Source organism: Streptococcus sp. 27098_8_66, assembly GCF_041431945.1.
Classification (GTDB): Bacteria; Bacillota; Bacilli; order Lactobacillales; family Streptococcaceae; genus Streptococcus; species Streptococcus dentalis.
This window is the reverse complement of record NZ_JAPVYS010000018.1, coordinates 1-12,396: the sequence shown is the minus strand read 5'-3', so window position 1 is coordinate 12,396 and position 12,396 is coordinate 1. Positions and strand designations below refer to the sequence as shown.

Annotated in this window: 14 protein-coding genes and 1 pseudogene; 2 read left to right on the top strand and 13 right to left on the bottom strand. The window is 39.4% G+C overall.

Annotated features, from left to right (window positions below; all coding sequences use genetic code 11):
• The 13 genes and pseudogenes from O3642_RS09685 to rlmB form a co-directional block, all read right to left on the bottom strand.
• The coding region (locus tag O3642_RS09685) for a CadD family cadmium resistance transporter (RefSeq protein WP_371605779.1) at positions 1-479 on the bottom strand (479 nt) is incomplete at its 3' end.
• 299 nt (positions 480-778) lie between these two features.
• On the bottom strand, positions 779-2,842 hold the full coding sequence (locus O3642_RS09680) for a heavy metal translocating P-type ATPase (protein WP_002893754.1): 2,064 nt from the start codon (positions 2,840-2,842) through the stop codon (positions 779-781).
• Position 2,843: 1 nt separating this feature from the next.
• Positions 2,844-3,122, bottom strand: coding sequence for a DUF6110 family protein (locus O3642_RS09675; RefSeq protein WP_002893755.1), 279 nt, complete (start codon positions 3,120-3,122; stop codon positions 2,844-2,846).
• 180 nt (positions 3,123-3,302) lie between these two features.
• Positions 3,303-3,893: pseudogene (locus tag O3642_RS09670) on the bottom strand (transposase); the annotation flags it as partial.
• Positions 3,894-4,382: 489 nt separating this feature from the next.
• Entirely contained in the window at positions 4,383-5,432 is a 1,050-nt protein-coding gene (locus tag O3642_RS09665) for a DUF389 domain-containing protein (protein WP_000126416.1), read from the bottom strand.
• The gene (locus tag O3642_RS09660; RefSeq protein WP_000825751.1) at positions 5,429-5,752 is read right to left on the bottom strand and encodes a potassium channel family protein; all 324 of its coding nucleotides are present in this window, start codon (positions 5,750-5,752) and stop codon (positions 5,429-5,431) included. Before O3642_RS09660 ends, O3642_RS09665 begins: the two co-directional genes overlap by 4 nt.
• Positions 5,749-6,108: a hypothetical protein gene (locus O3642_RS09655; RefSeq protein WP_000397555.1), complete on the bottom strand. Its 360-nt coding sequence runs from the start codon at positions 6,106-6,108 to the stop codon at positions 5,749-5,751. The genes O3642_RS09660 and O3642_RS09655 overlap by 4 nt, the downstream gene beginning before the upstream one ends.
• Complete coding sequence (locus tag O3642_RS09650; RefSeq protein WP_006151097.1) at positions 6,033-6,335, bottom strand: TMEM175 family protein; 303 nt, start codon at positions 6,333-6,335, stop codon at positions 6,033-6,035. Before O3642_RS09650 ends, O3642_RS09655 begins: the two co-directional genes overlap by 76 nt.
• Positions 6,336-6,688: 353 nt before the next feature.
• Complete coding sequence (rpsI, locus tag O3642_RS09645; RefSeq protein WP_002893764.1) at positions 6,689-7,081, bottom strand: 30S ribosomal protein S9; 393 nt, start codon at positions 7,079-7,081, stop codon at positions 6,689-6,691.
• An 18-nt stretch (positions 7,082-7,099) separates the two neighbouring features.
• Positions 7,100-7,546: a 50S ribosomal protein L13 gene (rplM, locus tag O3642_RS09640; RefSeq protein WP_002876943.1), complete on the bottom strand. Its 447-nt coding sequence runs from the start codon at positions 7,544-7,546 to the stop codon at positions 7,100-7,102.
• Between the two features lie 152 nt (positions 7,547-7,698).
• Positions 7,699-8,562, bottom strand: coding sequence for a DegV family protein (locus O3642_RS09635; RefSeq protein WP_155127352.1), 864 nt, complete (start codon positions 8,560-8,562; stop codon positions 7,699-7,701).
• Entirely contained in the window at positions 8,562-9,074 is a 513-nt protein-coding gene (locus O3642_RS09630; RefSeq protein ID WP_014712893.1) for an NYN domain-containing protein, read from the bottom strand. The genes O3642_RS09635 and O3642_RS09630 overlap by 1 nt, the downstream gene beginning before the upstream one ends.
• 29 nt (positions 9,075-9,103) lie before the next feature.
• Entirely contained in the window at positions 9,104-9,832 is a 729-nt protein-coding gene (gene rlmB / locus O3642_RS09625; protein WP_003013548.1) for a 23S rRNA (guanosine(2251)-2'-O)-methyltransferase RlmB, read from the bottom strand.
• Positions 9,833-9,928: 96 nt separating this feature from the next.
• Here rlmB and O3642_RS09620 point away from each other — a divergent pair, with 96 nt between their 5' ends.
• Positions 9,929-10,891 (top strand): aromatic acid exporter family protein, encoded by a 963-nt coding sequence (locus tag O3642_RS09620; protein ID WP_155127349.1) that lies wholly within the window; start codon positions 9,929-9,931, stop codon positions 10,889-10,891.
• 602 nt (positions 10,892-11,493) lie between these two features.
• Positions 11,494-12,396, top strand: a 903-nt coding sequence (locus O3642_RS09615) for a family 16 glycosylhydrolase (RefSeq protein WP_371605867.1), incomplete at its 3' end; no start/stop codon positions are given.

Here is a 12,396-nt window from a genome sequence, read left to right as displayed (position 1 = left end):
AATTTTTGGGCAGAAAAAACCAAGAGATAAATCATGACTAGAAAAGTAAGTAAAGTCACTATCAAATTCGCTAAATTTAAGGTGGTAAAATATGGGACAAAGACACCAATATTGTCAGCGCCACAACTTGCAAAAGTAATCATAGCGACTAGAAAAATCAGGTTTTTATTGTCTTTTCGCAAACCATCTTTTGCAATAGCTTCTCCATCAGAATCTCCTAAAAGCAAAACTTTGAGGCCTAGGAAAATTGGAATCAAACCGAGTAAACCTAAAATCTCTTTACTAGGAATATAATTTAAGACAAATGCAAAAAGCAAACTTAGGAATATTAGACTAACAGAGCCTAGAAATTGTCCTAAATAGATGTTAATGATGTCCTTTCTGCTTTTTCTTTTGGCAAAAAATAACATTAGGATAATAAGTAAGTCTACGGCTGTCCCAGAATACAGGATTATTGAAGTAACAATATTTTGAATCATAAAACACCTTATTCAAATATATTTTTGAATGTATTCTAACATTAAACTTTGTAGATGTCAACTTAAAATCCACCAATTAATAATTGCATGTCAATATTTGTATTGTGAAACTAGTTTCAGAAATATATAGTCTTAAAGTATGTCCACTGCCAATGGTTTTTTCAATATTTAAAAGGAGAGAACCAATTTGGTCCTCTCCAGGGTATAATTTTCCATCAACCCACTACAGTTGACAAAGAGCCGTTATTCTCAAATGAGACAACTCCTTTTAGTTTTTATAACCTCAGCTTCTCGGTCTCTTACCTACTTTTAATAGAAAGACTACGAAGGACGATTCTTAAAGTAGTCAGATTGTGCAATATCGAAAGATTAGATGGGCTTAACCAATTTAACAACCCAAATCCAATTAAACTTCCATTTATTACAACTGTTTCTTGAATATTTCTTTGAATTAATTTCTGCAACGATTCAGATAAAGAATTCAATTCCTCGAAGAAATCTAAACGATTATCTAATAATAAAATATCACTCATCTGCTTAGAAATATCAGCACTTTCATTCATCACAACCCCAATATCTGCAAGCGTCAAGGCAGCAGAGTCGTTTAACCCGTCTCCAACCATCAAAATAGTTCGGCCAGCTTTCTGTAATTCCTGAACCAACTGAAACTTACCATCTGGTTTTAAATCAGTATAAACGTTGTCAAATGGCAGATCTTTAACCAACTCTTCTGTTCTAGCCAACGTATCACCAGTTGCCAGAATCAGTTTTTTCCCTTGGCGCTTTAGCTTTTTCAATGCAACTTTCGCCTCGCTTCTCAAGGGAGTGTGGATACAAAACATCCCAATTAATTCTTTCTTATAAGCCAAAAACAATAAATTGTAATGAGTCTTATATTGCTCAATCAAGGCCAGCTGCTCAGAACTAATTCTTACCTGTTCGTCTTGCATTAGTACATAATTTCCAATGACAACCGATTGACCATCAATTTGCGATTTAATCCCTTTGCTTGCAACATACTGAAGCTTGCCATGCATTTCTTCGTGTTCAATGCCTTCAATTTCAGCTTGTTTAACAATTGCATTGGCAATAGGATGATAGATATGTTCCTCCAAACATGCACTTATTCTTAAAATATCTTTCTCAGTATAATCTCCGAAAGGAAGAACCTTTTCAACCAAAGGATAACTCGTCGTGATGGTACCCGTTTTATCAAACAAGAAAGTATCCACTTCCAGATATTTTTCTAATACATCACCATCTTTAATAACCATTTCTCGATTTAGACCTTCCTTTATGGCCGTAAGGTAGGCTACAGGTGTGGATATTTTTAGAGCACATGAAAAATCCACCAATAAAAAGGAAATGGCTTTTGAAAACGAACCTGTTAACAGATAAGTCAAACCAGCACCTAAGAAGTTATATTTTACAACCTTGTCTGCCATCCTAATAAAATGACGTTGTTTTGTCTTCTTACTCTCTTCAGATTTTTTCATCAGATTGATGAGTTGCAAAATACGACTGTTTATCTGATTATCAGTCACACGAATTCTTAACTCTCCTGTTTCCAAAACAGTATTCGCACATACAGAATCTCCCTCTTTCTTTTCAACAGGGAAGCTCTCTCCAGTCAAGGAACTCTCATTGACCATGCCTAATCCTGAAACCACTTGGCCGTCAAACAAGATTTCATTCCCTTGGGAGACAACTAATACATCACCTACTTGAACATCAGAACTCTTGATGCTGATGACCATGTCTCCCCGCACTAAGAAAACATCACTTTCTTTAGCAAGAAGGCTTTGTTCCAAATCTGTTGCTGTTTTTTTTAAAGACCACTGATCCAGATGATTACCCAAATCAAGCATAAACATGATGTTGCTAGCTGTCTTGGATTGGTTCATAAACAAGGACAACAAAATGGCCGAACAGTCCAAGACCTCCATGGTTAGTTCCTTGCGCGCTAAAGTTTGATAGGCTTCTTTGACATAACCCAAAGCCTGATAACAAGTCCAAATATAACGAATAGGGTAGGGTACAAAACTTCGAAACAGCAAACGCTTAATCGCTGCACCCGATACAATTGAATAAGCACTCTCTTCTCTACGAATGGGAAGAGTCATCAAGTCCGAAACTTTCCCCTTGTCAATTTTTTTTAAAAAGGCCTCTGCATTTTCTAATACAGAGAAGCCTTCTTTCATACGTAGAGTAAAGTGCTGCTGATCCATATAAAACTGAATAGAGTCGATCCCTTTTTCATCTTTAGCCAAGGAACGAAGATAATCTTGAATATCCAAGGTCAGTGAAAACGAGGACGATAATCGGATATGTTGATATCCTCTGTGTAGCACTTTAAAAGACATATTATTCACCTGTCAGGCTATCTAATTGTTCTTCTTTCTTTTCCTGTTCGTATAAATATTTAGCGTCTTGTAAAACATCATCACCGTGTTGTTTTACAACAGAAACAGATGCATCCAGTCCATCTTTCAATTTGTAAGCTTTAGCCAAGGCCTTAGAATAGCCTTTCTTAGCTTCTTTACTTGCTAAGACTTTCAAGCCAAGCGTCCCAAATGCTACCCCTCCTAAGAAGAGAGATGATTTTTTCGCAACTTTTGCGACGTTTAATACTTCTTTTAACATGTTTATTTCCTCCTTGTAACTATTGTAGCGAAAAATGACAGCAAAAGCAATTGCTGATATCTGATATATAGATAAAATTCTCTATACTGATATTTAATTATATTATGATGAAAACAATATACTTTATTTTTTGATACTGTCAATAATTATGTGTAAACACTTAAGTAGAGTTACGGAGTGTTAATTAAATAAGCTTTCAAGTGTATCAGAACATTGACCAAACCCTTTATGGATTCGTTGACTTTGCTTGAAATTATAATCTTCAAACAACGTAACTAAGTAACGTTCCAGAGCCTCCTCATTAGGAAAAAGAACCTTCTTTTTCGTTTGATGTTTGATTTCTTTGTTAAGAGACTCAATGAGGTTTGTCGAATACATGCTGTGCCAAATCTGGTAGGGAAACTGATAAAAAGTTAAAAGATTATCCGTCTTCTCCAGACTTTCCATGACTTTCCTATACTTTGGTTTCCATTCGGCGAGAAAGTCCTCTAAAGCTTGTCCTGCCATTTCTAAATTTTCAGCACGATAAATCATTATAAATTGCCCAAGAATAACCGCTCTATCTGCTCGTTTCACTTTACTAGCTAGATTTCGACTAATATGAATTAAGCAACATTGTTGTTTAGCTAATGGGTGAGCCTGACTGATAATCTGCTCAAGCCCCTTAAAGCCATCTGTAACTACAAGAGAAATCTGTTGGATTCCTTGGTTTTGAAGCTTGTCTAACAGGGTGGACCAAGAAGCATTGTTTTCTTGAGGCAACTGTGCATAGCATATCTCTATGCGACTAAAGTCGCTAGAGCTATCCTAATTGCGCACCGCCAGTTCTCATAGAAAAAAACACCTTGCAAGATGCAAAGTGTTTTCGTTTGTATTCTGCTGTCCAGTAACGAATTAACGTTTACTAAATTGTGATGCTTTACGGGCCTTTTTCAAGCCTGGTTTGGAAAGTATGAATTTCAGTTGGACTAAAAACAGCGTAATATCAAGACTTTTCTCCGCTTTTATAAAAGCTTTTTTCCAATCAAATTCAACTAATTTTATCCGAATGGTGTGGATTTTACCCCCAAAATTACAGAGAATGGAGCTGATAAACACTAAACGTTCACACCATTAGTTAAATGATTTTTTGTTCATCATTTTTCTTAGATGATAGAACTTCTAATTTATTTCTTATTCAAGCAAAAACAACCTGCTATAAGTAAGAAAGAGGAAGATACAAGAAAAACACGGCGTAAAAACCGATTCAGTTCATTGTCCTCAATCCTTGTCTGCTTCATTTTCTTTTACGAGATCGTTTTGTGAATCTTTTTCAGAGAGTTTTTGATCAATATACTTGTCAATGTTTTCATAAAATTCCTTGGTCGCTTCACTATCTAATGTTGGCGAGTTCTGAACTTGATTCACTTTCAATTGAACAGATTGAATACCGTAAGAGGCTTGTTTTTGGTGGAGTGTTTCTAATTCTTCTTCTGAAATCGGATCTCCAACAACCGTCAAGACCAATTCATTGTTACTTGACTTGTAGACTTGATTAATAACCGTATAATTGGCGAACTCTTTTCCTACAAACTGTTTGATCCCTTCTTTGCGCGCTTGTTCTATTGTCAGAGTAACTGCCGAATAGCTAGCTGGAAGAATCAACAATACAATCAAAGATATCAAGCCAATTCTCATTTTAATGCTCAGCTCTTTAAATGAAGTTAAAGGAGATTTTCTCATCAAAATTCTTGTTCCAACAATGTTGGCTAGCATGATAAAGACACAGTTGATCAAGAAAAGATAGAGAGCCCCCAATAAAAATCGTACATTCCCATTAGCTAAACCATAGCCAGCAGTACAGATAGGCGGCATCAGAGCTGTAGCAATGGCTACTCCTGGCACGATATTGTTTGCTTCTTTTTTCCTTGAACCGATCACACCAGCAATCCCACCAGCAATAGCAATGAGGACATCCCAAATGGTTGGAGAGGTTCGTGCAATCAACTCGCTACTTGCATAAGACAAGGGAGAAATCCAGAAATACAGAGTCGAGACAAGCAAACTGACCAACACTTGAGTCAATAAAACCTCTAGAGATTGCTTGATTAAACGCGTATCAAAAATAGCTAAACCGAATCCCAGTCCAACAATCGGTGTCATGAGAGGTGAAATCAACATGGCTCCTATAATGACAGCTGTTGAATTCATATTTAGTCCGATAGAGGCAATAAAAATTGCACACATCAAAATCGCTGTATCTCTCAATCGAACATGAAGGTCATCGTATAATTTCTCACGGTATTCCCGTGTTGAATAATTGGCAGTCATTTGTCCTCTCCTCTTTCCTTATTTAAATTGGTATAATAATTAAAAATAACAGCTGATAAACAGCCAAAAAATATGAGCCCATAAATCGTCAAGAAGACACTGGTAATCCTTCCAATCAAGGTCACAGCTAGGAGATCCCCGTAGCCGACAGTCGTCGAAGTCACAAAAGCATACCAAAGACCGTCTCCGTAATTTGTGATAGCAGGTTCAACTAGGAAAAGCACGCCTCCTGACCCAAAAACAAAGGTCACAAAACTCAGAGCAAACCGAGTAAAACCCGTAACCTGCATAATATGCCATAACATTTTTAAACGTTTCATTTGTTCTCCTTATTCATACTAGCTCCTGACCGAGCCGTTTTTTTCCAATAATCAAAGTGAAGATAGGACATGATCTCCATCAGAGAAAGATAGACAAACTGATAGATCTGATTTAAGCTGATTATCAACTGATATTGTTTGAAAAATGACTGGAAGAAAGACCAGATATGACTGTCTTGAATCAGTCCCTTCTTAATATCAGACAGGATATTAGCTAAAGCTCCCAAGGACTGAAACGGTAAATCCTTGACATTTATATAGATCCGGTCCACCACATCATTCAGACTGGTATCTTGGATGGCATGAAATTCTCCAAAGAGAACTCCTGCCGCTCCAAGAGTAGAAACAAATTCCACCAAATAATTTCTGAGGAAATTTTCTCAACCTTTTCCCATAATGTGTTTAGTGCCATCCATAACGATCCCAACCAGAAAAAGGAAAGAAAACAAGCAAAGAAATTTTGCCGTAAATCCCAAAAAGCTTCAAGACTTGGTGTTGTTGGTTTTTCTAACTCTAAAACCAAGATGGTCATAATAATTGCTAGAACAGCATCTGTCAATACAATTAATCTGTCTTTCTTCATCGGATTGCATCCCCTTTCTTTTTTGTAACATTCTATCTTATCGCATAATATTGGATATTCTTTCATAATCCGACTACAAACAAAAATAAACCAAAAAGTATGTCCCTATTATACTATATTTAACTCTAGAAGTATTCATCCATCTAATTAATAAATATATCATATTTCACAATAAGTGAATACTATCAAAGATTCATCCCCTTTCACTTCATCATGTAGTGTTGCTTAGATTTATCAAAAACAACCAAATTTGTATTAATTTCAAGTATCACCTAGTTACAAAAATTTGGGGTGAACAGAAAAAGCATCCCGTATTTTTGATACGAAATGCTTTCAATAAGTTTAAATAAGTTTTAACGTTTACTAAATTGTGATGCTTTACGAGCTTTTTTCAAGCCTGGTTTCTTACGTTCAACTTTACGTGAGTCACGTGTAAGAAGTCCTGCGCGTTTCAATGAATCGCGGAAGTCTGGGTCTACTTGAAGAAGGGCACGAGCGATACCGTGACGGATAGCTCCTGCTTGACCTGCGTATCCACCACCTACAACGTTAACGAAAACGTCGTATGAACCTGCAGTTGAAGTAACTGCGAATGGTTGGTTGATTACAAGACGAAGGTCAGCGTGTGGGATATACTCTTCAACATCTTTTTTGTTAACAGTGATTTTACCAGTTCCTGGAACAAGGCGAACGCGTGCAACAGCGTTTTTACGACGTCCAGTACCTGCATATTGTGCTTGTGACATACTTTATTGTTCCTTTCCTTAGATAAGTCCTGAAATATCAAGAACTTCTGGTTGTTGTGCAGCGTGAGTGTGCTCAGCTCCAACGAATACTTTCAATTTCATACCTTGAGCGCGGCCAAGAGTATTGTGTGGAAGCATACCTTTAACTGATTTTTCGATCAAACGTACTGCATTTTTAGAACGAAGTTCACCAGCAGAGATTGATTTCAATCCACCTGGGTGGTTTGAGTGAGTGTAGTAGATCTTATCAGTTGCTTTTTTACCAGTCAATTTAACTTTTTCAGCATTGATAACGATTACGAAGTCACCTGTATCAGTGTGAGGTGTGAATGTTGGTTTGTTTTTTCCGCGAAGCACGCTAGCAACAACTGCTGAAAGGCGTCCAAGAGGTACATCAGTTGCGTCAACAACGTACCATTTGCGTTCTACTTGGCCTGGTTTAGCCATGAATGTAGTTTTGTTCATGATTTCTCCTATATGAATGTCGTTTTTGTTTACAGGGCGGATGTTCCGGTCCGCGAGTTATTTGAAAGGTTCCGGGGCCTTACAAATGGGGTAAACAATACCGCCTACTATTGTATCAAAATTCTAAGATAAAAGTCAACCGATTTGGAAAATTATTTACGATTTTCTTTTCCAATGACAAATCCGATCAAGGCATTCGGGCCGACGTGAGCTGAAATAACTGGTCCAAGAGGCATCACAAGGACTTCATCGATGCCTTCAAGCGCAAGCATTTCTTGCTTCAGTACTTCGGCTCCTTCTAGATCGTTGGTATAAGATACCAAGGCTGTACCTTCACCGATATCTGCTTTGATCAGCTCCAGTAATTCCCGGACAGCTTTTTTGCGTCCCCGAACCTTGCTAATTGGGACCAATTCCCCTTCCGCATCAATCCAGAGAATGGGTTTGATGCTGGCCAGGCTTCCCATGATCGCAGCACTTTTTGAGAGACGCCCTCCACTCATGAGGTGGTAGAGATCATCGACGAGGAAATAAGTCCGCAGTTTTGGCGCTAAGTCCATGATTTCTTCCTTGGCTTCTGCTAATGAACGGCCTGCATCACGCGCAGCTACTGCCCGCATAACCAGGTAACCCTCTCCAATCCCAGCCGCCTTAGGATCGACAATCTCGATCACGGCTTCCGGGTAGTCTTCTAAAACCAGGTCTCGTGCCATGACTGCACTCTGATAAGTCCCAGATAAGACCGATGAAAAAGCCACATAAAGCAGAGCTTTTCCTTCTTTGGCAAATTGTTCAAAGGTTTCCTGAAATTGGCCCACATTGACCTGACTGGTTGTCGGTTTGGCCCCATTTTTCATGGCTTCTAAAAGCTCAGGGCTGGTCAATTGACCTTGGCCTACTGTCTGGTAAACCGTCCCATCTAACTCAATGGTCAACCCAAGAATGGTCACCTGGTGTTCCTTGGCCCAGTTCTGATCTAAATCTGCGGTCGAATCGGTTAAAATAGCAAATGTCATTACTTGTCTCCCATCATTTCTTGTAATTGTCGCAATACTTGGTGATCGAGTGGTCGCATGGGTGGTTTTTGATCATTGACCACTCGCTGCGCTTGATTAAGGTTTCCTTTGACGACTGCGACCCGTTTTTCTAACTCTCTGGCAGATACCCGAAGGGCTCCTTGAGCAAAGACGGTCCATTGCTCATTTAAGTCACTGGTTGCGACCGATACTTGGTGGAGAGGCGTGTTAAGCTCTGCCGCCAAGCGCTCGATATAGTCATCTGCCGTCTCATCCTCACCGGTAAAGACCACCTGAACATTGAACTCCTCATAGGTCTGCCGCACTCCTGGCATATACTGGGCATCAAAGACACAGATGACTTCGATCCCTTCAAAGCTAGCATAGTGGCTCAGTTTTTGCAGGAGGATATTGCGGGCTGCATCGAGCTCACTTTTTTGAAAGAGCTGGCGGGTCTCCTGCCAAAAGGCAATCATATTGTAGCCGTCAACCAATAAGATTTTTCGTTTCATATCATTGCCTTTCTACTATTATAGTATAGTTATAATCGGTTGCGAAAGACCTCATACATGAGGATGGCTGCTGCCACACTGGCATTGAGGCTTTGCACATGACCATTCATGGGAATGGTGATCATCTCATCAACTTGTTTTTTGATATTGGCTGAGATCCCTTTTCCTTCACTGCCAATGATCAAGGCTAACTTGCCAGCCGTATTCCACTGATGCGATGGCGTGCCGTTCATGTCGGTCCCAAAGATCCAGAAGCCTTCTTCTTTTAGCTTGTCTAGAGTTTGGCTGAGATTAGTCACACGCGCAATGGGAATGTGTTCCACTGCTCCGGTAGAAGTTTTAGAAACCACTGGGGTTACCCCAACCGCCCGGTGCTTAGGAATGATGACTCCTGAGACATTGGTCGCATCAGCTGTCCGTAAGATAGATCCAAGATTGTGCGGATCTGTTAAGCCATCGAGAATCAATAAAAGAGGGTTCTCTTCTTTGGCTGTCTGTTTCAGAATCGCTGCCAAGTCTGTATAGGCAAAGGCTGCCACTCGAAGAACGAAGCCTTGGTGAACAGCTCCTTCTGTCATTTCCTGCAGGTTTTTCTTTGGCGTCCAAGAAATCGACACTTTTTTCTCAGCTGCTAAGGCCTTGATCTTGTCGACATTTTTTCCTCGGAGGTCTTCTTGAATATATAATTTATTGCCTGTATTGGCTTGTAAAGCCTCGGTGACTGCGTGGACACCGTATACGATATCGTTATTTTCCATAGAACTAGTATACCACAAGAAAGGAGGAAGAGGCCAATTCATGATATAATGAAATCAAATCTATCTCAATGAACAGACCGAACTAGAAAGGAAGCCATGCCTCTTTTTCAACGAACCATCAAGCTCACCTTGGCCACCTGTTTAGCAGCTGCCCTTGCTTATGCTCTTGGCTTGACCTATGCCATCTCAGCTGGCATCATTGCCATCTTGAGTATCTCTGATACGCGGCGCAGTACCATCAAGCAGGCCTACCAGCGCTTTATGTCAACCTTGTTGGCCCTTGCTATCGGAAGTCTCGCCTTTTCCTTTTTAGGGTTCAACCTCTGGGCATTGGGAGTCTTTATCGCTCTCTATGTTCCTGGTGCCTTTCTATTGGGCTGGCAAATCGGCATAACCCCAAGTACGGTGCTGGTCACCCATCTCTTAATTGAGCAGTCTACTTCCTGGGGACTCTTGCTCAATGAACTTGCTCTCTTTTTAATTGGGACCAGCTTTGCCTTGCTGGCCAATCTCTATATGCCCTCTAACCAGGGAGCAATCGATCACTACCACGATGTTGTCGAAGACCAACTGAAAAAGATCCTTGGTCGTTTTGCGGAATTACTTGGTAAAGGGGATGGTCGCAATGATGCTCGCTTGATCAAGGAATTGGACGGTATCCTAAAGGACGCTTTGAAGCTAGTTTATCTGGACCATTCCAACCACCTCTTTCACCAAACCAACTACCATATTCACTACTTTGAAATGCGCAAGCGGCAAAATGATATCCTGCGGGATATGGCAGAAAACGTCAACCGTTGTCTGTTAGCTGCGAGTGAAAGCATAATCCTTGCTCAACTTTTTAAGAAGACGGCCCAACAGTTAAGTCAGGAAAATCCTGCCCAAGATCTTCTAGATGATATTAGTCAGTATTTGGCGATCTTTCGCGAACGCCCTCTTCCCAAGACCCGTGAAGAATTTGAAACACGCGCCACCTTGCTCCAGTTGTTAAGAGACTTAGAAAATTTCATCCAGATCAAGGTTGATTTTTACCAACAATTTCATCAGGAGACAGAATAGATGAATACAAAAAATATAACGACAATCAAATACAGCTCTTTATCAACTGTATTGAGTTGATGAAAAATGACAAGCTGGAGAGGACAAAAATGCTTCTCTCCTCTTTTGTTGTTCAAAGCGATGGGGCTATTCGTAACTTTGAATGGTTGCATTGATAAGAAAGTTTCAGTGCATTCATATTCTTATCCTAAAATTTTAAAAACAAATAATTGAAAATTACATTTCTTTATGGTAGAATAAGAAAGTATTCGATAATACGTAGTGATATATTTTTACAATAATATAAATAAGATATTTTTCATAAACATATACACAACAGTAACGTATTATAGAAAACAATTTTTGAAAATTGTTTTGCAGATTTTTATCTGAAAGATCCTTCAAAACTACAATATAAAATAGGAGTACTACGCATGGCAAATATGCCTACTAAACACAAATCGTTTCGTGTAGGATTGAACTTTTTAGGAGTAGCTACAATTCTGTGCACTAGTTTTTTAGCTTCATCTGGTACAGTAAATGCTGATTCTAGCGTAAGTAATGAATCAACAAACAAACCTTTACCAATCACTTCACCCGACATCGATCCTAACACTTATAAATTGACATGGTACGATGAATTCAATGGTACATCACTTGACCAATCAAAATGGGCCTATGCCTATTCAAGTTTTGACACTGCTGCAAGAACTCAAATGCACAATACTGATAATCCGGAAAACGTTTCAGTGTCCGATGGAGTTCTGCATCTAACAGCGCTTTACTCACCAACACGACAAAGGTGGAACTCAGCTACTAAACAAATGGAAACTATTCCAAGAACAAATACCAGAAAAGACAAAGACGGGAATGTAGAAGTATACCCTGCACCGTTTACATCTGGAGCCATTAATACTTTTAATGACAAAGGTAAAGTAAAAGCATCTTTTAAAGGTGATTTCTATGCTGAAGCTCGTATCAAATTACCAATGAGTGAATCATCATGGTCCTCTTTCTGGTTAACTGGTACGAATCGCAAGGACTGGCCTGGTAATGGTGAAATCGACGTCTTTGAATCAAAAGGATATGATCCAAGCGTTCTACAAGCCAATACCCATACACCTAAATCAGAGGGAGCTAGAAATAGCAAACAAACCCAAAGGCAAATTTCTAATAATGGAGATACACAGTCTGACTTCCACACATACGGAGTCTTAAAGACTAAGGATAGTGTCAACTTCTATTATGATGGAGAGCTTAAGGGAACTGTTCTAATGAAGGACATTAAGGACCCAAATCCATTAGCTGATCCTGAAAATGGTATGACTTTACGTCTAAGTCATATGGTTGGTGGTTCATTCCTAAAAGACGGAACGCCTGGTGGCCGTGACTACACTGATGCTACTCAACATATCGACAGTTACCGTGATGGTTCTCGTTCAGATATGCTTGTAGATTATGTACGCGTATGGCAGCCAATTTCCACGGAAGAAACAACAACTACAACTACTTCTACAACTGAAGAG